This is a genomic window from Xanthobacter nonsaccharivorans, from assembly GCF_043194755.2.
GTDB lineage: Bacteria > Pseudomonadota > Alphaproteobacteria > Rhizobiales > Xanthobacteraceae > Xanthobacter > Xanthobacter autotrophicus_G.
This window is the reverse complement of record NZ_CM195526.1, coordinates 3313287-3334545: the sequence shown is the minus strand read 5'-3', so window position 1 is coordinate 3334545 and position 21259 is coordinate 3313287. Positions and strand designations below refer to the sequence as shown.

Annotated in this window: 20 protein-coding genes; 13 read left to right on the top strand and 7 right to left on the bottom strand. The window is 70.4% G+C overall.

What is annotated here, in order from left to right:
- Positions 1 to 25: 25 nt before the first annotated feature.
- Positions 26 to 2074 (top strand): hybrid sensor histidine kinase/response regulator, encoded by a 2049-nt coding sequence (locus V5F59_RS15290; RefSeq protein WP_393976065.1) that lies wholly within the window; start codon positions 26 to 28, stop codon positions 2072 to 2074.
- 89 nt (positions 2075 to 2163) lie between these two features.
- Entirely contained in the window at positions 2164 to 2640 is a 477-nt protein-coding gene (locus V5F59_RS15285; RefSeq protein WP_393976064.1) for a globin family protein, read from the top strand.
- A gap of 167 nt (positions 2641 to 2807) precedes the next feature.
- On the opposite strand, the gene V5F59_RS15280 is transcribed toward V5F59_RS15285, so the two are convergent.
- The 4 genes from V5F59_RS15280 to V5F59_RS15265 form a co-directional block, all read right to left on the bottom strand.
- Entirely contained in the window at positions 2808 to 3581 is a 774-nt protein-coding gene (locus V5F59_RS15280; protein WP_393976063.1) for a response regulator, read from the bottom strand.
- A 141-nt stretch (positions 3582 to 3722) separates the two neighbouring features.
- Complete coding sequence (locus tag V5F59_RS15275) at positions 3723 to 4667, bottom strand: SH3 domain-containing protein (protein ID WP_393976062.1); 945 nt, start codon at positions 4665 to 4667, stop codon at positions 3723 to 3725.
- A gap of 8 nt (positions 4668 to 4675) precedes the next feature.
- Positions 4676 to 5035: a hypothetical protein gene (locus tag V5F59_RS15270; protein WP_393976061.1), complete on the bottom strand. Its 360-nt coding sequence runs from the start codon at positions 5033 to 5035 to the stop codon at positions 4676 to 4678.
- Positions 5036 to 5415: 380 nt separating this feature from the next.
- Positions 5416 to 6102, bottom strand: coding sequence for a GntR family transcriptional regulator (locus tag V5F59_RS15265; protein ID WP_393976060.1), 687 nt, complete (start codon positions 6100 to 6102; stop codon positions 5416 to 5418).
- Positions 6103 to 6446: 344 nt separating this feature from the next.
- Between V5F59_RS15265 and V5F59_RS15260 the strand changes: the two genes are divergently transcribed.
- From V5F59_RS15260 to V5F59_RS15225, 8 genes are all read left to right on the top strand, one after another.
- Positions 6447 to 7037, top strand: a complete 591-nt coding sequence (locus tag V5F59_RS15260) for a VOC family protein (RefSeq protein ID WP_393976059.1) — start codon at positions 6447 to 6449, stop codon at positions 7035 to 7037.
- Positions 7038 to 7129: 92 nt separating this feature from the next.
- Positions 7130 to 9316, top strand: a complete 2187-nt coding sequence (locus V5F59_RS15255; protein ID WP_393976058.1) for an alpha-ketoacid dehydrogenase subunit alpha/beta — start codon at positions 7130 to 7132, stop codon at positions 9314 to 9316.
- Positions 9317 to 9329: 13 nt separating this feature from the next.
- Positions 9330 to 10736, top strand: coding sequence for an acetoin dehydrogenase dihydrolipoyllysine-residue acetyltransferase subunit (locus V5F59_RS15250; RefSeq protein WP_393976057.1), 1407 nt, complete (start codon positions 9330 to 9332; stop codon positions 10734 to 10736).
- 75 nt (positions 10737 to 10811) lie between these two features.
- Positions 10812 to 12050, top strand: coding sequence for a branched-chain amino acid ABC transporter substrate-binding protein (locus V5F59_RS15245; protein WP_393976056.1), 1239 nt, complete (start codon positions 10812 to 10814; stop codon positions 12048 to 12050).
- A 342-nt stretch (positions 12051 to 12392) separates the two neighbouring features.
- Positions 12393 to 13334 carry a branched-chain amino acid ABC transporter permease gene (locus tag V5F59_RS15240; RefSeq protein WP_393976055.1) on the top strand — a complete coding sequence of 314 codons (942 nt, stop codon included), beginning with the start codon at positions 12393 to 12395 and terminating at the stop codon, positions 13332 to 13334.
- A gap of 3 nt (positions 13335 to 13337) precedes the next feature.
- Complete coding sequence (locus V5F59_RS15235; RefSeq protein WP_393976054.1) at positions 13338 to 14564, top strand: branched-chain amino acid ABC transporter permease; 1227 nt, start codon at positions 13338 to 13340, stop codon at positions 14562 to 14564.
- Positions 14561 to 15313 (top strand): ABC transporter ATP-binding protein, encoded by a 753-nt coding sequence (locus V5F59_RS15230; protein ID WP_393976053.1) that lies wholly within the window; start codon positions 14561 to 14563, stop codon positions 15311 to 15313. Before V5F59_RS15235 ends, V5F59_RS15230 begins: the two co-directional genes overlap by 4 nt.
- Positions 15313 to 16029, top strand: a complete 717-nt coding sequence (locus V5F59_RS15225; protein WP_393976052.1) for an ABC transporter ATP-binding protein — start codon at positions 15313 to 15315, stop codon at positions 16027 to 16029. The genes V5F59_RS15230 and V5F59_RS15225 overlap by 1 nt, the downstream gene beginning before the upstream one ends.
- Positions 16030 to 16253: 224 nt before the next feature.
- Here the strand turns inward: V5F59_RS15225 and V5F59_RS15220 are convergent, their stop codons facing one another.
- The gene (locus V5F59_RS15220; RefSeq protein ID WP_393976051.1) at positions 16254 to 17429 is read right to left on the bottom strand and encodes a polysaccharide biosynthesis/export family protein; all 1176 of its coding nucleotides are present in this window, start codon (positions 17427 to 17429) and stop codon (positions 16254 to 16256) included.
- A gap of 223 nt (positions 17430 to 17652) precedes the next feature.
- Here V5F59_RS15220 and V5F59_RS15215 point away from each other — a divergent pair, with 223 nt between their 5' ends.
- Complete coding sequence (locus V5F59_RS15215; RefSeq protein WP_393976050.1) at positions 17653 to 18114, top strand: ATP-binding protein; 462 nt, start codon at positions 17653 to 17655, stop codon at positions 18112 to 18114.
- A complete protein-coding gene (locus V5F59_RS15210) occupies positions 18111 to 18755 on the top strand; it encodes a response regulator (RefSeq protein ID WP_393976049.1) in 645 nt (214 codons plus the stop codon). The genes V5F59_RS15215 and V5F59_RS15210 overlap by 4 nt, the downstream gene beginning before the upstream one ends.
- 18 nt (positions 18756 to 18773) lie before the next feature.
- On the opposite strand, the gene acuI is transcribed toward V5F59_RS15210, so the two are convergent.
- Both acuI and trxA read right to left on the bottom strand, forming a co-directional pair.
- On the bottom strand, positions 18774 to 19760 hold the full coding sequence (gene acuI, locus V5F59_RS15205; protein ID WP_393976048.1) for an acrylyl-CoA reductase (NADPH): 987 nt from the start codon (positions 19758 to 19760) through the stop codon (positions 18774 to 18776).
- Between the two features lie 171 nt (positions 19761 to 19931).
- Positions 19932 to 20438: a thioredoxin gene (gene trxA, locus V5F59_RS15200; RefSeq protein WP_393976047.1), complete on the bottom strand. Its 507-nt coding sequence runs from the start codon at positions 20436 to 20438 to the stop codon at positions 19932 to 19934.
- Between the two features lie 133 nt (positions 20439 to 20571).
- On the opposite strand from trxA, the gene V5F59_RS15195 reads away from it, so the two are divergent.
- On the top strand, positions 20572 to 21216 hold the full coding sequence (locus V5F59_RS15195; protein WP_393976046.1) for a glutathione S-transferase family protein: 645 nt from the start codon (positions 20572 to 20574) through the stop codon (positions 21214 to 21216).
- Positions 21217 to 21259 lie beyond the last annotated feature (43 nt).

Genomic DNA, 21259 nt, shown 5'->3' with positions numbered 1-21259 from the left:
GACGGGGGCTGCCGGGGAGGGCCGAATGACGGCGGAGGAAGGTGAGCGGGCGATGCCAGCCGGCGCGGATGGGGACGGCGCCGGCGCGGGCGCGACGCTGGTGCCGCCGTCCGACCTCAGCCTGTTCACCGCTTTGTTCCAGTCCATTCCGGGCCGCGCCGTCCTGCTCGACGCCCAGGGCGTGTGCCGCTTCGCCAACCAGGAGTTCATCGACTTCATGGGCCGGCGGCGGGAGGAGGTGATCGACCGCCCGGTGCACGATTTCCTGGAGCCGTCGGTCTTCGCCGCCTATGCGCCCCTCATGGAGCAGGTGTTCGCCGGTGAGCCGGTGCGGCGGGTGGCCTGGGTGGACTACGGCCGCCTCGGCCAGCGCTATCTGGAGGAGGTGATCTCGCCCTATCGCGCCGATCCGGCGGGGCCGGTGGTCGGCTGCTTCGGCGTCGCCCGCGACCTCACGGACCTGAAGCACCAGGAAATCGAGATCGCCCATCGCACCGAGGTGCAGATCGAGACCGAGGCCTTTCACGCCGTCATCGTCGGCACCGCCCTCGACGCCATCGTGGTGGTGGACGAGGAGGGCCTGGTGATGGACTTCAACCCCGCCGCCGAGCAGATCTTCGGCTACCGGCGGGAGGAGGCCATCGGCCGTTCCATTTCCGAGCTGATCATCCCGCCGGAGCATCGCGCGGCGCACGCCGCCGGCATGCGGTCCTACCTGACCTCGGGCGCGAGCCGGGTGATCGGGCGGCGGCTGGAGCTGCCGGCCATGCTGAAGGACGGCGCGCGCATCCCCATCGAGCTGTCGATCACCGACGTCACCCGCGGCGCGCGGCGCATGTTCGCCGCCCACATGCGCGACCTCAGCGCCGCCAAGCGCGCGGAGGAGGAGATCAAGCGCCAGCGCAATGCCTTGCACCAGAAGGAGAAGCTGGCGGCGCTCGGCTCGCTGCTGGCCGGCGTCGCCCACGAGCTCAACAATCCGCTGTCGGTGGTCACCGGCCAGACCATGCTGCTGCGCGAGCAGGTGCTGAAGGAGGTGGGCGGCGGCCCCGCCTATGAGAAGGTGCTGCAGCGCTGCGACCGCATCGAGACGGCGGCCCACCGCTGCGCCCGCGTGGTGCGCGCCTTCCTCGACATGGCGCGCCAGCGCGAGGCGGAGCGACGCGCCACCAACCTCTCCGACGTGGTGCGCGAGGCGGTGGAGCTGCTCGCCTACAACATGCGCGCCTCCGGGGTGAAGGTCTCCATTTCGGTCACGCCCGGCCTGCCGCGGCTGATGCTGGATGCCGGGCAGGTGCACCAGGTGCTGCTCAACCTTCTGGTCAACGCCCAGCAGGCGCTGGAGGAGAAGGCCGGGGAGCGCCTCATCCGCGTGTGCGTGGAGGCGGAGCCGGCGCTGAAGGCGGTGCGGATCCGCGTGGCGGACAATGGCCCCGGCATTCCCGAGAGCATCCGCTCGCGCATCTTCGATCCCTTCTTCACCACCAAGCCGCAGGGCGTGGGCACCGGCATCGGCCTCGCCGTCTCCCGTGGGCTCATCGAGGCCCACGGCGGCACGCTGGAGCTGGGGGAGGCGCCGGGGGGCGGGGCCATGTTCGTGGTCCAGCTTCCGGTGGACGAGGCGCTGCCAGGCTCCGCGCCCGCGCGCCCTGCCGAGGCGCCGCCCCATGCCGCCCCCGCCGCGCTGGGCCGGGTGCTGATCGTCGACGATGAGCCGGACATCGCCGGCCTTCTCGCCGAGATCGCCGAGGACGGTGGCTACGAGGCGGTGGTGGCCCACAGCGGCCACGCGGCGGAGGCCCTGCTCGCGCAGCGGGGGCCGGGGGCGGGCGATTTCATCGCGATCCTGTGCGACATCCGCATGCCGGACGGCGATGGGCCGGGGCTCTACAACTGGCTGCTCAGCCAACGGCCCGACCTGTCCGGCCGTATCGGCTTCATCTCGGGCGACACGCTCGGGCCCTCGGCGGGGCGCTTCCTGGCGCGGTCGGGCTGCCCGCTCATCGAGAAGCCCTTCACGCCCCATGACGTGCGGGCCTTCCTGAAGGACCTCGCTACCGCGCCGGGCGCCTGAAACACTTGAAACAGTTCAGGCCGCCCGCCGACCTCCTGCAGCAACGTTCGCCCGCCATGCTCCTCCCCGTCGACCGAAGGGGAGTGGCCATGCGCGAAGACGAGATCCTGCTGCTGGAGACCAGCTTCGCCGAGGTGTATGCGGCACGGGATGCGGCGGCCCCCCTCTTCTACGAGCGCCTGTTCGTCCATGATCCTTCCCTGCGCCGGCTCTTCGGCGATACGGACATGGCGGCGCAGGGCCAGAAGCTGTTTTCCGCGCTCCGCCTCGTGGTGGCCTCGCTGCGCAATCTCCCGGCGGTCGTGCCGGTGCTGGAGGACCTCGCGGTGCGCCATGTCAGCTATGGCGTGCGCGACGCGCACTACGAGACCGTCGGCGCGGCGCTGATCGAGACCCTGTCGCTTTATTTCGGCCCGCGCTTCACGGCGGAGATGCGCGCGGCCTGGACCTCGGCCTACGCGACCGTGGCGCAGGTCATGATCGCCGCGGCCCATCGTGTTTCCGCCCCCGAGGCCGGACTGGACGCGGATGCCCATCTGCGCCCCGCCCCGGCGGCGGTGCTCTGAACGCCGGACGACGGAAACCCCCGCACCGTCCGTTCCGGCGACCCTCCGGCAGGCGCTCTCGATCCCTCTCGGGGCGCCGGCCGGGGGGCCATATCCCTCTCGCCCCGCGTGCCGCCACCCGCGGCGCGCGGCGTTTCGCCGTTTCCCGGATCGCGCACGTCCGGCGTTCACGCGGGATCGGCGCCGTGCGATCCCCCCCTGGGGCCGGGCACGAACAGGTAGCCGACGCCCCGCACCGTCTTGATGGCCTGGGGCTTGGCCGGGTCCGCCTCGATTTTCTTGCGCAGGCGCGTCACCCGCACGTCGATGCTGCGGTCGAAGGGCTCGTTGTCCCGGTCATGGGCGAGGTCCAGCAGCCGGTCGCGGGTGAGCACCCGGTTGGGGTTCTGCAGGAACACCCGCAGCAGGTCGAATTCCATGGCCGTCAACGCCTCGCGCGTGCCGTCCCGTCGCACCAGGCCATGGGCATCCATGTCCAGGAACACGGCGCCGCACGGCACCAGGGCCAGGGGTTCGGACGGCGCGGCCGGGACCGGTTGGGGGCCGGCTGCGGGCGCAGGAGCGGCATGCCGGCGCAGCGCGGCGCGGATGCGCGCCTTCAGCTCCCTGAGGTCGAAGGGCTTCACCATGTAGTCGTCGGCCCCCACCTCCAGCCCCACCACGCGATCGACGATGTCATCGGCGGCGGTGAGCATGATGATGGGAATGCCGGAGGTGGCGCGCAGGCGCCGGGTGATGGAGACCCCGTCCTCCTGCGGCATGTTCACGTCCATGACGATGAGGTCCGCCGGGCCGGCGGCGATCAGGGCGTCAAGCTCCCGTCCGCCCGCCGCGCACCGCACCGCGAACCCCTGGCCGGACAGATATTCACCGACCGTTTCCCGAAGCGCCTCTTCGTCGTCCACCACGACGATGCGCCAGCCCGTCTCGTCCCCAGCCATCGCCCCGCGCCGAAGGCGCTCCCCTCCTGAGGTGCCCGCAAGGCGTGCATGATAGGGCATTTCGCAGCTTGATCGAAACAGTCGCGTCACGCCGGCTTCCGGCGCGTGGGCCCGGCCCCATGGAGGGGCGGGTCTTGCGTGTCAGCTGCAGTTGGTGACCTGGTTGGAGCAGATGCCCCGCCACCAGCCGCGCTTGCCGTCGCGGCTCGTGGTCAGCGCCCAGTTGGCCGAGCAGGCATGGATGCGCTCCAGCGTGCCGTCGATGGGCAGGTTGCCTTCGGGATCCGCCGTATCCTTGCCGGGAGCATAGTCCATCGCATCGATGCTCGGGGACTGCAGAAGGCGCATCACCGGCATCTGCGTGTTGGCATAGGCGCCGCCGACCTTGTCCGCGCGGATCCAGCCGGTGCCCTTGTAGCTCTTCGGATAGCTCTTCGGCGGCGGATCACCATAAGGCGCGCCGGGCGGGGTGGCGTCGGCGATGCGGAACCAGCCGTCCTTGTAGCCGGTGATCTCGAATTCCACGTGCCAGCTGTCGTCCTCCCCGTTGCCCGATTCGGGGGTGTGGCGCGGCGGGGCGAGGGTGCCGAGCACCTTCGCCGTGTCCGAGGGCGCGGCCCGCACGGGCAGGCCCTTGCGGCTCTTGTCGATGGACCACGCACTGATGCGGCAGGGCTCGACGCCCCCCTCCCGCTTCTGGCGGCCGAGCTCGGCAAGGAGCTCCGACTGGTTCTCTTCCATGTCGTCCTGGACCTGGTCCTGGGGCGTTCGCGGACGAACGGACGTGGCGGCGACGGAAAGCGTACCGTTTTCGGATTTCAGCTTTACCTCAAGGACTTGTCCGAGGTTGAAGGCGCTGCCCGGCGTCTTCGGATCATCCGCGCCGGCGGGGAAGACGGCGATCAGCGCCGCCTGTCCCTCGTCGCCGGTCCGGATCACCCGGCCGGCGACGAGGGAGGGGGGCAGCTGCGCCTTCGCCGCGGCGACCCATGCCGGGTCCGCGGCATGGCCGGGGACGGGGGCGAGGAGGAAGAAGGCGAGGGCCGGCACCGCCACGAACGGCACCACCGGATCGATCTTGAGCATCGCACAACTCATTGCGGAGAAATGATTTTCAGCGGGCTGGCATAAGGCTCCACCCGCACGCTGTCGTGGCCGAGGAGGCTGACGCGGGCGGCCGGCGCCTGCTCCAGCTGGCCGTCCGGCGCCTTGCGCACGGCGTATCGCCAGAGGGTGATCTCGCCCTTCTCCTTCAGCGCGCGGCCGATGGCGGTCACGTCGTTTCCGCCAATGGCAGCAATGTCTTGCGGGGAAAGGCCGACGACGATCTCGTCCTTGACCGTGATGATCTTGAAGAGGCGGGTGGTCTCTTCCGCAACACTCGTGCCGGCGAGGCAGAGGAGGGGGGCTGCGACCATCAGGGTGGAGAGGAGGCGGCGAGAGACGGTCTTCATCGGCATGTTCCCGATTGGCGATGAAGAGACACTATAACACCCGTGTTTCCTTTGCTTTTCGCGCTGCTTCCGGCGTGGGGAGGCGGGCTGAAACATTTCCCGACATTTGGCGGGATCGGGGCCTTCGGCATCCGTCTGCCATGTCCGTTCCCGGCCCGGCGGCGCGGCCGGGAGCCGTGCCGTGGCGGTCCACAGGTGGCGTGAGAGCCGCCACCGGACCTTTGGCGCCTTGGGCGGTGTCAGCGGCAGATTCGTTGAGCGCGGCCGCGCGGAGCCGCCGCGGCTCGCCCGCAGGCGCCATGACGGGGGGCACGCCCCGCGCGGGCTACCCTCGCCGGGCAGGCCGCGCACCCGGCCGCCCGCCACCTCGCCCGCCTGCGCTACCGCCCCTCGGCGGCGGACGGGTCGTTGGCCTGGAGGTGGAGGCGGGTGCGGCGGATGTGGCTTTCGAGCAGGTGCTGGGCGTCCATGCCGTCGCGCCGCCGGATGGCTTCCATGATGAGCCGGTGCTCGGCATGGATGATCCACTGCCCGTCCTTGCCGATGAGGCGGGAATAGGCGCGGCGGTAGTGCTGGGTGGTGTTCCAGAAGCGCTCGATCATGGTCAGCAGAGTCGGCATGGCCGCCGCCTTGTAGCTGAGGAGGTGGAACTCCCGGTCGAGCTTGAGGAAGTCCTCCACCTCGGCCGCCGCCTCGATCTGCACCACCAGCTCGGCGAGGCGGGCGATGGTGGCCGCGTCCATGTTGCGGATGCTCTCGCTCAGCGCCAGGGGCTCCACCCGCTCGCGGATCTTGTAGATCTCGACGCATTCCTTGATGTCGGTCTTGGCGATCCAGGCGCCGGAGTTCGGCACCAGCACCACCAGGCCCTCGCTTTCGAGGTCGCGCAGCGCCTCGCGCACGGGGATGCGGCTGGTGCCGTAGCGCTCCGCCAGCTCCTCCTGCCGCACGCGGGTGCCCGGCGCATAGTCGCCGGCGAGGATGCCGGCGCGCAGGTCCGCCGCGATGGCGTGGCTGCGCACGCCGCCCTCCCTGTCCTGCCCGTCCGTTGCTTTTTCGCTTCTCATGGCACGCCCTTGGGGACCCGCTCCGCCGAAACGCGAAGCGCGGGCCCGTTCTTCAGATTGGATACCATGTTGCGGCCTGAAATCGCAATTGTATCCAAAATAGGCGAATATGGCTGACTTATCGGTTTTATAGCGCTTGATCGGATACATTTGCGTTGACAGCGTATCCCGTGCCCACTATCGCTCTCATCGAAACGGCGCAGATCGTTGGACAACGGGAGGGGCGGTCGCCTCATGTTTGCGGACCCTCCGCGGGGTGGTCCGGGCAGGGGCGGTTCAGGGCTTTCCCGGACATCCAGCGAGGCGCGCCATCCCTCCACCGGACCGGATGTCGGACGCCAGGCATGGGCGAGGATCACCAGCACCACGCGGCCCGCGGCCTCCCCGGCCTGCGCGGCACCGACCACATCGGCTTCACCGTGCCGGACGTGGCGGAGGCCGAGCGCTTCTTCGTGGACGTGATCGGCTGCACCAAGGTCTACGAGCTCGGCCCGTTCCAGTCGGACGACGACTGGATGGCACGCCAGCTCAACGTCGATCCGCGCGCGGTGATGAAGAAGCTCGTCTTCCTGCGCTGCGGCTTCGGCTCCAATTTCGAGGTGTTCGAATACACCGCCCCCGGCCAGCGGAAGGTGCAGCCGCTGAACAGCGACGTGGGCGGGCATCACCTCGCCTTCTACGTGGACGATTTCGCCGCCGCCGTGCAGCATCTCCAGGCCCACGGCGTGCGCATCCTGGGCGAGCCGGTGTTCCGCGAGAGCGGGCCGAGCGGCGGCCAGACCTGGGTCTATTTCCTCACCCCTTGGGGCATGCAGTGCGAGCTGGTGAGCTTCCCGGCCGGCAAGGCCTATGAGCGCACGAGCGACCTGCGCCTGTGGCATCCGGCCGATCCCGCCGGCGGGCTGCACGCCGCCCCCGGCGAAAAGGCAGGCTGAGCCATGTGCGCGATGGCGTGCCCCGCCGCCTTTCCCTTCTTCCGCGGGGGCGTCCTGCCCCCGATGTTCCACGCGTTTGCGGAGCTGCCGTGATGGCGACCCATGCCGACCTGAAACCCGCCGCCCCCTGGCGTGAGCTGACCACCACCCGCGCGGACTGGAACGCGGCGGACCCGGCCCTGCTCGGCACCATGCTCACCTCCATGGTGCTCATCCGCGCCTTCGAGGAGAAGGTGCTGGAGCTGGCGGGGCAGGGGCTGGTGCACGGCCCGGCCCATTCGGCCATCGGGCAGGAGGGCGGCGCCACCGGCTCCGCCGTCATGATGCGCGCGGCGGACCAGGTGAACGGCTCCCACCGCGCCCACCACCAGTTCCTCGCCAAGTCGCTCGCTTATGTGGCGCCGGACGGCATGAGCCCCACCGCCGCCTTCACGGGCGACGTGCGCGACCTCTCCAAGAAGACGCTGGCGGAAATCCTCGGCCTCGCCCAGGGCTTTTGCAAGGGCCGCGGCGGTTCCATGCACCTGCGCTGGGCGGCCGCCGGCAACCTCGGCACCAATGCCATCGTCGGCGGCGGCGTGCCGCTGGCGGCGGGCGCGGCCTTCGCCCACAAGACGGCGGGCACGGGCGATGCCGTCTTCACCTATTTCGGCGACGGCGCCACCAACATCGGCTCGGTGCTGGAGACCATGAACCTGGCGGCGGCCTGGAAGCTGCCCCTGTGCTTCTTCATCGAGAACAACCGCTACGCCGTCTCCACCAATGTGGACGAGGTGACGGCCGAGACGCGCCTCTCCGCTCGCGGCCTCGGCTTCGCCATCCCCTCCTGGAAGGTGGATGGCATGGACCCCCTCGCCGTGGCGCTCGCCACCGCTGAGGCGCTGGAGGTGATGCGCGCTGGCGGGGGCCCCACCCTCATCGAGGCGGACGTCTACCGCTTCTTCCACCAGAACGGCCCGCTGCCCGGCTCCGCCTTCGGCTATCGGACCCGCGAGGAGGAGAGCGCCTGGCGCGGCCGCGACCCCATCGATCTGGTGGGCCGCGAGATGGCCGAGCGCCAGCTGATCGGCGCCGATGATCTCGCCGCCCTGCGCGAGCGCGCCAAGGCGCTGATGGAGGACGTGGCCGGCGAGCTGATCGAGGTGGTGGACGGCAAGCGCCGCATCGTCCCCGCGCTCTGGCCCTCGCCGGACTTCCGCGACTTCGGCGTGCGCGGCGACCTGTCCGAGCTTTCGGGCGTGCGCACCGAGGAGCTGGAGACCTTCGCCGGCAAGACGGTGGCGGATGCCCGCTTCGTGGACGTGGTGGCGGACGTGATGCACCGGCGGATGGACCAGGACCCGCGCATCGTCGTGATGGGCGAGGACGTGCACCGCCTGAAGGGCGGCACCAACGGCGCCACCCGTGGCCTCAAGGATGCGTTCGGCGACCGTGTGCTCGGCACCCCCATCAGCGAGAACGCCTTCGCGGGCCTCGCCGGCGGCGCCGCCATGGACGGCCGTGTCGTGCCCGTCGTCGAGTTCATGTATCCCGACTTCATGTGGGTGGCCGCCGACCAGGTGTTCAACCAGATCGGCAAGGCGCGGCACATGTTTGGCGGCGACATCGACGTGCCGCTGGTGCTGCGCACCAAGGTGGCCATGGGCACGGGCTACGGCTCGCAGCATTCCATGGACCCCGCCGGCATCTTCGCCACCGCGCCGGGCTGGCGCATCGTCGCCCCGTCCACGCCGTTCGACTACGTGGGCCTCATGAACAGCGCGCTGGCCTGCAAGGACCCGGTGCTCGTGCTGGAGCACGTGGACCTCTACACTTCCAAGGGCCCGGCGCCGGCGGAGGATCTCGACTACTTCATCCCGCTGGGCAAGGCGAAGGTGGTGCGGCAGGGCTCGGCCCTCACCGTCCTCACCTATCTCTCCATGGTGAAGCTGGTGGTGGAGGAGGTGGAGCGCCTCGGCGTCGACGCGGAGGTCATCGACCTGCGCAGCCTCGACCGCGCCGGCCTCGACTGGGAGACCATCGACGCCTCCGTGGCCAAGACGGGCAACGTGCTGGTGGTGGAGCAGGGCTCGCTCGGCACCTCCTACGGCGGGCTTCTCGCCTCCGAGATCCAGTCCCGCCTGTTCGATGCGCTCGACCAGCCGGTGCAGCGCGTGACCGGCGGGGAGGCCTCGCCCTCCATCTCCAAGGTGCTGGAAGCCGCCGCCTGCGCCGGCCGCGCGGACATCGAGGCGGGCCTCCGCCGCGTCATGGCCGAGCAGGGCCTCGCCCTCGCCTGATCGGAGCGACCAGATGCCCAAGGACATTTTCATGCCCGCCCTCTCCGCCGGAATGGAGGAGGGCCACCTCGTCCGCTGGCTGAAGAAGGAAGGCGAGGCGATCAAGCGCGGCGACCTGCTCGCGGAGATCGAGACCGACAAGGCGGTGATGGAGATGGAGGCGGACGCCGACGGCCGCCTCGGCCCGATCCTGGTCGGTGATGGCTCGCGCGCCGTGGCGGTGGGCACGCTCATCGCCTCCATCCTCGCGGAAGGCGAGACGGCACCGGCGCGTCCGGCAGTCGCGGCCCCCGTCGCCGTTGTGGCGGCCGTGCCCCCGGCCCCTGTTCCCCTGGCCCCTGTTCCCCCGGCCCCTGTGGTGCCGGCGCCCCAGCCGGTGCCCGCCGCGCCGACAAGGCCCGCGTCCCTGCCTCTGGCGGAGCGCGCGCCGTCGCTGGCCGCCCTCGTCGCCGCGCGCAAGGTCGTGGCCTCGCCCCTCGCCCGGCGGCTCGCCGACGATTATGGCGTGGACCTTTCCGGCCTGACCGGCTCCGGCCCGCGCGGCCGCATCGTGCGCATCGACGTGGAGCGCGCGCGGCAGGTCGCCCCGCAGGTCGCCCCGCAGTTTGCTCCGCAGCCGGCGGCGGTCCCTGCGCCGCGCCCGGCCGTCGCCGTCACGGGCGTGCTCAATTCCGCGTGGCTGCGCAAGGGCGAGGGCCGGCCGCTGGTGCTGGTGCACGGCTTCGGCTCGGAGCTGAACGGATGGCGCCCGTTCCTCGCCGGTGCGGACGTGACGCGGCCGGTGCTGGGCATCGACCTGCCGGGGCACGGCGGCTCGGCGGGCCATGGCGCCTCCACCTTCGCGGAGATGGTGGCGGCGGTCGGCGAGACCCTCGACGCCCTCGGCCTCTCCGGCTTCGATCTCGTCGCCCATTCGCTGGGCGCCGCCGTCTCCATGGCGCTGGCGGGGGAGGGGTGGCACGATGTGCGCTCGCTCTTTCTCATCGCCCCTGCCGGCCTCGGCCCGGACATCAACGGCGCCTTCATCGAAGGTTTCGCCCGCGCCCGCTCGGCGGAGAGCCTCGCCCCGTGGATGGCGGAGCTGGTGGCGGATGCGTCCGTGCTCAGCCCCGCCTTCGTGAAGGCGAGCGCCGCGGCCCGCGCCGACGGCGCGCTGGTGGCCGCGCAGCAGCGCCTCGCGGAGCGCCTGTTCCCGGACGGGACGCAGGCCTTCTCCGCCCGCGCCGCGCTGGAAAAGATCGCCGCGCCGGTCTGCGTGGTCTTCGGCGGCGCGGACCGGATCATTCCCGCGGCCCACCTGCGCCGGGTGCCCGGCGCGGTGGCGCAGCACCTGTTCCCCGGCGTCGGCCACATGCCGCAGCTGGAGATCCGCGAGGCCGTATGGCGCCTGCTGGAGCGCCACCTGCGCGCCGCGCCGTGAGACCGAGGTCTCCTGAGTTCCAAGCAAGAAGAGTTACGTGAACCGAAACCGAACCGTTTTCCTGGGAGGACAGACATGAAGGCCCGTTTCCTCGCCCCGCTCGCCGCGGCGTTCCTCGCCTCCACCGCGGCGGCCTCCGCCGAGCCGCTGAAGATCGCGGTGATCGAGACCCTCTCCGGCCCGCAGGCCTCCACCGGCCTCATGTTCAAGGCCGGCGCGAAATATGCCGTGGACAAGATCAACGCCGCCGGCGGCTATGCCGGCGCGCCGGTCGAGCTGCTGGAGTATGACAACCAGGGCGGCCCCGTGGGCGCCGCCGACAAGGTGAAGGCAGCCATCGCCGACGGTGCGCGCTTCATCGTGCAGGGCGCCTCCTCCGCGGTGTCCGGCCAGATCACGGAAGACGTGCGCAAGTACAACATCCGCAACCCGGGCAAGGAAGTCATCTTCCTCAACGTGGGCGGCGAGGCGCTGGAATTGACCGGCGCCAAGTGCCACTTCCACCACTTCCGCTTCAACCCCAACGCCCAGGTGCGCACCAAGCCCATGGTGCTGGCCATGAAGGAGGCCGGCGTCCTCGGCACCCGCGTCTATTCCATGAACCAGAACTATTCCTGGGGCGTGGACATGCAGGGGGCCATCGAGGACAACGCCAAGCTCGGCGGCTACCAGGTGGTGGAGAAGACCCTCCACGACGTGAACAAGATCCAGGACTTCTCGCCCTACGTGGCCAAGATCGCCGCCGCCAACGCCGAGACGGTGATCACCGGCAACTGGTCCAACGACCTGCTCCTGCTCATGAAGGCGGCGCACGGCGCGGGCCTCAAGGCGCGCTTCGCCACCGCCTTCCTCGACCAGCCGGGCAACATCGCCAATGCCGGCGACGTGGCCGTGGGCAACGTGGTCTCCCACCCCTTCAACGCCGAGGCGAACGCGGACACCGCGGCCTTCGCCGAGGACTACAAGGCGAAGATGGGCCACTACCCGGTCTATATCGAGCCGCAGACCGCCTTCGGCGTCGCCATGCTGGGCGAGGCGCTGAAGGCCACGCCTCCCGGCAAGGACGGCGCCATCGACGTGAACGCCATCGGCAAGGCGCTGGAGAACGTGAAGCTGAAGACCCCCATGGGCGAGGCCTCCATGCGCGCGGCCGACCACCAGGCGCAGATCCCCATGGTGGTGTCCATCGTCGCCGAGGACGCCAAGTTCAAGGTGGACGGCACCCCCTACGGCTTCAAGCCCATGAAGGTGTTCACCGCCGCCGAGGCCTCCTCGCCGGTGCAGGACGCCTGCAAGATGAACCGGCCGAACTGAGGCGCGCCCTTCACCCGGGATGCCGCCATGCCCCGGCCGACCGCAACGGAGCGTCAGCGCCGTGGAAGGAGAGCCGGGGCCCGGCGCAAGAGTTCGCCGAAGGCGGCTTCCGCGGAGAACGCAGCGGTTACTGCCGGCTTCGCCGAACCTTCCCCTGGACCCCGGATCAGCGCTCAGGCTTCGCCTTCGCTGGTCCGGGGCACGAGGTCCCGCTGTCGGCACGGCCGGGGATGACGGTGCGAAGCAACATGCGGGTCGGGCCCTGGAAGGCCCGGCTGCGGGGATCGAACAGAAGAGCGGCAACCCGCCCGAGAGCATCTGCCTGAAGCGAGGGGACATGTGATGGACCATCTGGCTGTCGCCGTGCTGAACGGGGCGATCTACGGATTGCTCCTGTTCATGGTCTCGGCGGGACTGACCCTCATCTTCGGCATGATGGGCGTCCTCAATTTCGCGCACGCCTCCTTCTACATGCTGGGCGCCTACGTGGCCTATGCGCTGGCGGGGGTGATCGGCTTCGTGCCGGCGGTCATCGCCGCCCCCATCGTGGTGGGCCTCGTGGGCGTGGTGGTGGAGCGCTATTTCCTGCGCCGGGTCCACCGCTTCGGCCATGCCCACGAGCTGCTGCTCACCTTCGGTCTTTCGTTCATCATCGCCGAGCTCATCAAGCTGTTCTTCGGCAATTTCCCGGTGGACTACCGGCTGCCGGCGGCGCTGAACTTCGCCGCCTTCCGCATCGGCGGCACGGACTACCCCGTCTACCGCCTCATCATGGGCGCGGCGGCGCTCGCCATGTTCGGCCTTATCTACGCGCTGCTCACCACCACGCGGGTGGGCATCGTGGTGCGCTCGGCCATCTACCGGCCGAAGATGGCCGAGGCGCTGGGCCACAACGTGCCGCTCGTCTTCATGGGCGTGTTCGGCGTCGGCGCGGCGCTGGCCGGGCTCGCCGGGGCGCTGGCGGGGGCCTTCTACACCACCAACCCCAACATGGCGCTGGAACTGGGCGTGCTGGTCTTCGTGGTGGTGGTCATCGGCGGCCTCGGCTCGCTGGAAGGGGCCATGGTGGCCTCCCTGCTCATCGGCATCATCACCTCGCTCGCCGTGGGGGTGGACGCGAGCCTGGCCGACCTCCTCTCCTACATCGGCCTCGGCGACTGGGCGCGGGCCGTGGGCGGGCCCCTGACGCTGCAGGTGTCGAGCCTTGCCGCCACCATCCCGTTCGCGCTGATGCTGCTGGTGCTGCTGGTGCGCCCCTCCGGCCTGTTCGGCGAGAAGAACTGAACCATGCGCCTCGGCATTCCCCTCCTCCTGGTCGTCGTCGCCGCGCTCGTCGCCGCGCCGGCCGTGCTGTCGCCCGGCCTCGTGAACGCGGCGATCCAGATGCTGATCGCGGCCCTGTTCGCCTCCGCCTTCGCGCTCCTGTGCGGGCAGGCGGGCATGCTCTCCTTCGGCCACTCGGCCTATTTCGGCCTCGGCGCGTTCGCCACCATCCACGCCATGAACGCCTTCAACGGCGCGGGCCTGCTGCCCACGCCGCTGCTGCCGCTGGTGGGCGGGGCCATGGGCTTCGTCAGCGGCATCGCCGCCGGCTGGTTCGCCACCAAGCGCACCGGCGTCTATTTCTCCATGATCACGCTGGCGCTCGCCGAGCTGCTGCATGCGCTGGCCCCGCACCTGAAGGAGATCTTCGGCGGCGAGGCGGGCGTCTCGGCCATGCGCATGCCGGCCTGGGGCTTCACCTTCGGCTCCAACGTGGAGGTCTACTACCTCACCCTGTTCTGGGTGGTGCTGTCGCTCGTCCTGCTCTACCTCTTCACGCTGACGCCGGTGGGCCGGCTGACGCTGGGCCTGCGCGAGAACACCCACCGCCTGCGCTTCCTCGGCTACGACATCCACAAGCTCTCGGTGCTGGTGTTCGCGGTCTCGGCCCTGTTCTCGGGGGTGGCCGGCGCGCTGCAGGCGCTGAACATCGAGGCCGCGAACTACGTGGTGCTCGACATGCAGCTCTCCGCCTCGGTGGTGCTCAACAGCTACATCGGCGGCGTGAAGGTGTTCCTCGGCCCGGCCATCGGCGCGGCGCTCATGAGCTTCTTCGGCTATGCGGTGTCGGACCTCACCCGGTCCTGGCTGCTGTACCAGGGTGTCATCTTCGTGCTGGTCATGATGTTCCTGCCCGAGGGCCTCGTGGGCGAGGCGGCGAAGCGCCTGCGGGAGGGGCGGCTCGCCTTCTCCTGGGCGCGCGTTGCCGCGGGGCTGCTGTTCGCCGTGGCGCTGGTGCTGGCGACGGTGGGCTTCATCTGCGCGGTGGAGCTGGCGCAGCGCTTCTTCTCCGCCGACTACCGGTCGATGATCGTGGGCGGCGTATGGCCGCCGGTGTCCCTGTTCGGGCACCAGTGGCTGCCCTTCTCCCCCCTCACCTGGGGCGTGCCGCTGGTGCTGATGGCGGCGGGCCTCGGCCTTCTCAAAGCGGCCGCGCGGCGGCTCGATCCCGAGCATGGAGGCGCGGCATGACGACCCCGGTCCTCTCCCTGAAGGGGGTCCGCAAGTCCTTCGGCCCCGTCGAGATCATCCGCGGCATCGAGCTGGACGTGGTTCCCGGCGAGCGCCATGCGGTGATCGGGCCGAACGGGGCGGGCAAGTCCACCCTGTTCCACCTCATCTCGGGCCAGTTCGCGCCCACCTCCGGCGACATCCTGCTGGATGGCCTGCCCATCGGCGGAATGCCGCCGCACCTGGTGAACCGGCAGGGGCTCGCGCGCTCGTTCCAGATCACCAACATCTTTCCCGGCGTGTCCGTGTTCGAGAACCTGCGCCTCGCGGTGATGCGGCGCTTCGGCCTCGACTACGTGTTCTGGCGGCGGGCCTCGCGGATGAAGGCGGTGACGCAGCTCGCCGACGAGCTGATCGCCCAGGTGCGCCTCGAAAGGCGCGCGACGACGCTGGCGAGCGAGCTCTCCTATTCCGAGCAGCGCTCGCTGGAGATCGGCATGACGCTGGCGAGCGATCCCAAGGTGATCCTGCTGGACGAGCCCATGGCCGGCATGTCCCACGAGGAGACCGAGTACACCACCGGCCTCATCCGCGACATCACCAAGGGCCGCACGCTGCTGATCGTGGAGCATGACATGGACGTGGTGTTCCGCCTGTCCGATCGCATCAGCGTGCTGGTCTACGGCCAGATCATCGCCACCGGCAGCCCGGCGGAGATCCGCGGCAACGCCCAGGTGCGCGAGGCCTATCTCGGCGAGGAGGCGCACTGATGAGCCGGGACGCACTGCTCTCCATCGACGGCCTCAACGCCTATTACGGCAAGAGCCACATCCTCCACGGCGTCACCTTCCAGGTGGGGCAGGGGGAGGTGGTGAGCCTGCTCGGCCGCAACGGCTCGGGCCGCTCCACCACGCTGAAGGCGATCATGGGCCTCGTGCCGCCCGCTGGCGGAACGGTGACGCTGAAGGGGCGGAACCTCGCCGGCCAGCGGCCCTTCGCCATCTGCCGCAGCGGCATCGCCTATGTCCCCGAGGAGCGCGAGGTGTTCCTCAACCTCACCGTGGACGAGAACCTGCGCATGGGCGAGCAGAAGGGCGCCGAGGGCGCCCCGCGCTGGACCGTGGAGCAGATGTTCGACTACTTCCCCCGCCTGAAGGAGCGGCGGAACACCCGCGCCGGCTCCCTCTCCGGCGGCGAGCAGCAGATGCTCACCATGTGCCGCTCGCTGCTCGGCAATCCCCTCGTCATCCTCATCGACGAGCCCACCGAGGGTCTCGCGCCGAAGATCGTCACCGTGGTGGGGGAAGCCATCGCCGACATCAACCGGCGCGGCGTCTCGGTGCTGCTGGTGGAGCAGAAGCTCACCATCGCCCTCAAGGTCTCGCACCGGGTGTGCGTGATGGGGCATGGCCGCATCGTCTTCGAGGGCCGGCCGGAACAGCTCACCTCCGACGCGAAGCTGATGGAGGAATGGCTGGCGGTGTGAGCCGCGCCGCGGCCGCAGGAGCTGGTTCGCCCGCGGCCCGGTGCGCGCCGCTTCGTCGCCGGGGGCCGGCTGCCGGTCGCGGCTGCCGGCGCGCGGGTGCTTCGCCCATGGGGAAGCCCACGGCCGGGCCCGCCGGGCGCGCCCGTGCGCCGCGTGTTCCCCCCGCCCTTCCATCCCGCGCTGGAGTGGTCTCGAGCGAAGCGGGCCCCGCGTCCTGGGGCCCTTCAGTTGGGTCCGTAGAGGTAGGTGTCGGTGTGCGCCATGGACTCCGCGGTCGTGGCGCCCAGCAGCACCAGGTTCAGGAACTTGGTGATCTCCACCGAGCCGGCGTTGGCCGCATAGACCACGTCCTTGTTGTGCATGGGCAGCTTCGTCGTCAGCAGGAAGCCGGTCGGCTCGCGGTAGTTCACCGTGTAGATGGTGGGCACGCGCTCCTCCGTGGTGTCGGAGACATCCACCCCCATGCGCCTCAGCGTCTCGCGCCCCTCCAGCCGGAACAGGAAGACCGACTGCGGGTCCGCCTGCCCGTCGTTGAGGCCCTCCGCCTGGCCGATCGCCTCGCTGAGGCTCACCGTGTCGTCGTTGAAGGCGAACTGCCCCTGCTTGCCGGACGCGCCGAACGCCAGGTAGGTGCGGGCGCGGGCGTAGATGTAGAGCGTGTCGTTCGGCTGAAGGTAGATGTTGTTGGCCGGCTCGCGCACCAGGCGGCGGAAGCTGATGGTGGCATCGCGCCCGCCGCGCTGAAGGGTCACGAACATGTCGTAATCCTTGCTCGGCGTGGCGCCGGCGCGGCTGATGGCATCGAGCACGCGCTCGCCGCTGGAGGTGAGCGGGAACTTGACGGGGGTGCCCACCTCGCCGAGCACGGTCACCGTGCTGGACCGCTGGTCCTTCACCGTCACCACGGCCTGGGGCTCGATGGCGCGGTTGTTCAGGTGGGCGACGATGGCGTTCTGCACCTGCTCGGGACGCAGCCCCGCGGCCTTCACCTGCCCGGCGTAGGGCACGGAGATGTCGCCGCTGCTGTCCACCTGCTGGTCCGGCAGGGTGACGAAATTGCCGTCCCGGGAGGCGGCCTCCTCGGGGATGAAGAGGCCGCCCGACGAGGCCTCGAACAGGGTGACGCTCACCACGTCGCCGATGCCGATCTTCACATCCGGAATGGGCTTGCGGTCGTTGCGGAAGGTGCCGATGAGCCCCTCCGCCTCCTCCTGCGCCAGCACCCGCACCACATTCGCGGTCACCGGCACGAGCTTGTAGCCCACGCCGTCGGCATCCTGCGTCCGGGGATTGCGCAGCTCGGCGCTGTAGGGGCCCGCGGCGGGCAGGAGATTGCAGCCGGCGAGCGCAAGGGCGCCGAGCAGGGCGGCTGCCAGCCGCGCCGGGGCCACGCGCGGCATTCCGGACGTCGCACACGTCGAATCAAGCGCCCGCCCAAGTAATTGCCGCACAGATCCGCTCCGTCATCGCCCTCCTGGAATATACCATCGGGAATGACCGGAGTCCGGGAAAGCAAATGCTGCATTCCTGTTCCGGGGTGCGTTTGCCTGCCGACGTGATCCAGAAGTAACAGGTAACGTTGCGGCTCTCCCATGGGCATTTCGATACGTAATTCATCTTCCGATGGCCCTGCTGCGCCGCATCCGCCCCGCCGCGCTCGATCATCTCGCGCTGAAGGAGGCCCTCTTGAGCCTGCTCGCGGACGTCCGCCAGCACCACCCGTCCCGCACCCTGCTGCTGGAGGCGGGGCCGCTGGCGGACCATTACTGCGCCGCCCGCGACGCCACCCTCTATCGCTGCACCCAGGAGGCCGTCACCAACGCCCTGAAGCACGGCGACGCCCGCACCGTGCGGGTGGAGATCGCCGAGGTGGCGGGCGCGGAGGGGCGGGCGGTGCGCCTCGTCGTCACCGATGATGGCCGTGGCCCGCCGGCCCGTCCCGTCGAGGGGCTGGGCCTCGCGGGGATGCGCGAGAGGGTGCGCGCGCTCGGCGGCAGCTGCCGGCTCCAGGCCGGAGCGGGAGGCGGCGCCTGTTTCATCGCGGAAATCCCGGTGCCGCGCCGGGAGGGGCTCGAGAACGCATGACCCGTGTGCTCATCATCGACGACCATCCCATCGTGCTCCAGGGCTGCCGCATCCTGCTGGAGGATGCGGGTGCCTGCGAGCTGATGGAGGCGCAGACCGCGGTTGCCGGCTATCGCCAGTTCCGCCGCCACCGCCCGGACATGGTGATCGTGGATCTCGCGCTCAACGGCAGCGGCCTTGCCGGCCTGTCGCTCCTGCGGCGGCTCCGGGCGCAGGCGGCGCGCATGCCCATCCTCGTCTTCAGCATGCATGCGGACCCGGTGATCGCCAGCCGCGCGCTGGAGGCCGGGGCCACCGGCTATCTGGTGAAGGACACCTCCGCCGCCGACCTCCTCGACGCCTTCGAGAAGGTGCGCCGCGGCCAGCCCTACATCAGCCACGACCTGGCGCTGGAGGTGGCTCTGCTGGGCACCCGCGGGCGCAGCGGCGTGCTGGCGGACCTCACGCCGCGCGAGCTGCAGGCCCTCGCCCTCCTCGCCGAGGGCAAGGCCTACGGCCAGATCGCCGACGAGCTGGGCATCAGCTACAAGACCGTGGCCAACACCTGCTCCCAGCTGAAGAGCAAGCTGGGCGCCGGCAACCTTGCGGAGCTGATCCGCCGGGCGATCCAGTATGTCGCCGGCGCGCCCGTGCCCCGGTAGGAGCCGAAGCCCGGGGCCTTACAGCCGGACCACCGTGCGTCCCCGCACCTGGCCGGCGAGGATGGCGTCGGCGAGCTTCGGCAGGTCGTCGAGGCCCACCTCCCGCGTCACGGCCTCGATGTCGGCCGGGTCGAGCAGCGTGGCGATGCGGGCCCAGGCGCTGGTGCGGCGCGCGGTGGGACAGTTCACGGAATCGACCCCCAGCAGCGCCACGTTGCGCAGGATGAAGGGGAACACCGTGGTGGGCAGGTCGGTGGCGCCCGCAAGCCCGCAGGCCGCCACCGCGCCGCCATAGGCCATGGAGGCGAGCACGTTGGCGAGGACCTGCCCGCCCACCGTGTCCACCGCGCCGTGCCAGCGCTCGCCGGCGAGGGGCCTGCCCGCCGCCGCATAGGTGTCCCGGTCGACGATCTCGGCCGCGCCGATGCTCTTCAGGAAGTCTTCCTCGCTGCGGCGGCCGGTGAGGGCGCTGACCTTGTAGCCGAGGCGGGAGAGCAGGCGCACCGCGACGCTGCCGACGCCGCCCGCCGCGCCCGTCACCAGCACGTCGCCGCCGGCGGTGATGCCGTAGCGCTCCAGCGCATCCACGCACAGCATGGCGGTGAGCCCGGCGGTGCCGATGGCCATGGCCTGGCGGGTGGTGAGGCCTTCGGGCAGCTTCACCAGCCACTCGCCCTTCACCCGCGCCCGCTGGGCGAAGCCGCCGGACCAGCTTTCGCCCACGCCCCAGCCGGTGAGCACCACCTTGTCGCCCGGCGCGAAGGCCGCATTGTCGCTGGCGCGGACCGTGCCGGCGAAATCGATGCCCGGCACCATGGGGAAGGTGCGCAGGATGCGGCTCAGGCCCTTCAGCGCGAGCCCGTCCTTGTAGTTGAAGGACGAGTATTCCACCTCCACGGTCACGTCCGCCGCGGGCAGGTCCGCCTCGGTGATGGTCTCCAGCGCGACGGCCTGGCCGGCCTCGGTCTTGCGCGCCATGAGGGCGCGGAAGCTGTCGGTGCTCATGCGACGTTTCCTCGTCTTTTCGGTGCCCGAGGCATGCGGCGCAGGAGCGACGCGGGGTCTCGGCGCCGTGCAGCTTGCCACGCCTCCCGTTTCGCCGCGACCGTGTCGGCGCGCGCCGTTGCCCGGGTGGGCCCGATGCGAGGCGCGGGAGTAGCGGCAGGCTGGCCGCGGTCAGGGGGCGTCCCGAGGCTCCACCGCCGCGCCGTCCTGCGCCTTCGACAGGGCTTCGTAGAGCCAGCGCCGCAGGTCGCCCGCGAACATGGCGCCGGCGACGCGCGCCACCTCGCGCCGGTTGTGGATGAAGCTGAGGGTGGGGATGGTGCTGATGCGGAAATATTCGGCGAGCTGGCGCTCCGCATCCGTATCCACCTTGGCGAACCGCACATGGGGCTCGAATTCCGCGGCGAGGCTCTCGAACACCGGCGCCATGGTCTTGCAGGGCCCGCACCAGTCGGCCCAGAAGTCGATCACCAGCGGCACCTGGCTGTGGGCGGTGTGGGCGGTGAAGCGCGCCGCGGTCAGCGCCATGGGATGTCCCGTGAAGAGCGGCCCGCCGCAGGACGGGCAGGCCGCCGCCTTGGCATCCGCCTCGGGGGCGAGGGAGGTGAGGCCGTCGCAGGTGGGGCAGGCGACGGTGCGGCCGGGGACGGGCGGGGTGCTGGGGGGCTGGGCGTTCATGTGCGGGGCTGCCGGTGAGGTTCACGGGGCGCGCCGCAAGAAGCCTGCCAAGGCCACCGTTCCCTACCGCCGTTCCCCACCGCCGCCGGGCATCGCCGCGCGCGACTGTCACGGATCTTGCTTGGACGGGGCCATGGCACTGAAATTCTACATGACCCCCGGTTCGTGCTCCACCGGCATCCACATCCTGCTGGAGACGCTGGAGCTGCCGTTCGAGGCCTGGATCATCAACATTCCGGCCGGCGACCACCTGAAGCCGGACTATCTCAAGATCAACCCGCGCGGCACGATCCCCACGCTGGTGCTGAACGACGGCCAGGCGCTGACGGACTTCAAGTCCATCGCCCTGTGGCTGGCGCAGACCTATCCGCGGGCGAAGCTGCTGCCGCAGGACCCAGACCTTGCGGCCAAGGCCATCGAGCTTCTGGAATTCGCCGTCATCCAGCTGCACGGGGAGGGCTACACGCGCGTCTTCACCGCGGATCGCTACGTTTCCGCGGGGGAGGCGGGGCAGGGGCAGCGGCTGAAGGACGACGTGGCCTCCCACGGCCGCGAGATCGTCAGCCAGGCCTTCGCGGTGCTGGAAAAGCGCCTGCCCGCCGAAGGCTATGCGCTGGGGCCGGACTTCTCCATCGCCGACGCCGCCTTGTTCTACAACGAGTTCTGGGCGGACCGGATCGGCATCCCCATGCCGGAGCGCGTGGCCGCGCACTACAAGCGCGTGCGGGCACGGCCGGTGGTGCGGCAGGTGCTGGCCGAGGAGGGCTACCGCACCTGATCCTCGCCGGGGCGCCGGGCCTTACCCGGCTCGGCGGATGGGC

What these genes read in the sequence shown, in the direction of transcription:
- V5F59_RS15290 (WP_393976065.1), top strand. Translation starts at nt 26, where the DNA reads ATGACGGCGGAGGAAGGTGAGCGGGCGATGCCAGCCGGCGCGGATGGG.
- V5F59_RS15255 (WP_393976058.1), top strand. Translation starts at nt 7,130, where the DNA reads ATGGCGACCCATGCCGACCTGAAACCCGCCGCCCCCTGGCGTGAGCTG.
- V5F59_RS15220 (WP_393976051.1), bottom strand. Translation starts at nt 17,429, where the DNA reads ATGCCGCGCGTGGCCCCGGCGCGGCTGGCAGCCGCCCTGCTCGGCGCC.
- trxA (WP_393976047.1), bottom strand. Translation starts at nt 20,438, where the DNA reads ATGAACGCCCAGCCCCCCAGCACCCCGCCCGTCCCCGGCCGCACCGTC.
- acuI (WP_393976048.1), bottom strand. Translation starts at nt 19,760, where the DNA reads ATGAGCACCGACAGCTTCCGCGCCCTCATGGCGCGCAAGACCGAGGCC.
- V5F59_RS15265 (WP_393976060.1), bottom strand. Translation starts at nt 6,102, where the DNA reads ATGAGAAGCGAAAAAGCAACGGACGGGCAGGACAGGGAGGGCGGCGTG.
- V5F59_RS15285 (WP_393976064.1), top strand. Translation starts at nt 2,164, where the DNA reads ATGCGCGAAGACGAGATCCTGCTGCTGGAGACCAGCTTCGCCGAGGTG.
- V5F59_RS15230 (WP_393976053.1), top strand. Translation starts at nt 14,561, where the DNA reads ATGACGACCCCGGTCCTCTCCCTGAAGGGGGTCCGCAAGTCCTTCGGC.
- V5F59_RS15195 (WP_393976046.1), top strand. Translation starts at nt 20,572, where the DNA reads ATGGCACTGAAATTCTACATGACCCCCGGTTCGTGCTCCACCGGCATC.
- V5F59_RS15215 (WP_393976050.1), top strand. Translation starts at nt 17,653, where the DNA reads ATGGCCCTGCTGCGCCGCATCCGCCCCGCCGCGCTCGATCATCTCGCG.
- V5F59_RS15225 (WP_393976052.1), top strand. Translation starts at nt 15,313, where the DNA reads ATGAGCCGGGACGCACTGCTCTCCATCGACGGCCTCAACGCCTATTAC.
- V5F59_RS15245 (WP_393976056.1), top strand. Translation starts at nt 10,812, where the DNA reads ATGAAGGCCCGTTTCCTCGCCCCGCTCGCCGCGGCGTTCCTCGCCTCC.
- V5F59_RS15280 (WP_393976063.1), bottom strand. Translation starts at nt 3,581, where the DNA reads ATGGCTGGGGACGAGACGGGCTGGCGCATCGTCGTGGTGGACGACGAA.
- V5F59_RS15250 (WP_393976057.1), top strand. Translation starts at nt 9,330, where the DNA reads ATGCCCAAGGACATTTTCATGCCCGCCCTCTCCGCCGGAATGGAGGAG.
- V5F59_RS15240 (WP_393976055.1), top strand. Translation starts at nt 12,393, where the DNA reads ATGGACCATCTGGCTGTCGCCGTGCTGAACGGGGCGATCTACGGATTG.
- V5F59_RS15235 (WP_393976054.1), top strand. Translation starts at nt 13,338, where the DNA reads ATGCGCCTCGGCATTCCCCTCCTCCTGGTCGTCGTCGCCGCGCTCGTC.
- V5F59_RS15260 (WP_393976059.1), top strand. Translation starts at nt 6,447, where the DNA reads ATGGGCGAGGATCACCAGCACCACGCGGCCCGCGGCCTCCCCGGCCTG.
- V5F59_RS15210 (WP_393976049.1), top strand. Translation starts at nt 18,111, where the DNA reads ATGACCCGTGTGCTCATCATCGACGACCATCCCATCGTGCTCCAGGGC.
- V5F59_RS15270 (WP_393976061.1), bottom strand. Translation starts at nt 5,035, where the DNA reads ATGAAGACCGTCTCTCGCCGCCTCCTCTCCACCCTGATGGTCGCAGCC.
- V5F59_RS15275 (WP_393976062.1), bottom strand. Translation starts at nt 4,667, where the DNA reads ATGCTCAAGATCGATCCGGTGGTGCCGTTCGTGGCGGTGCCGGCCCTC.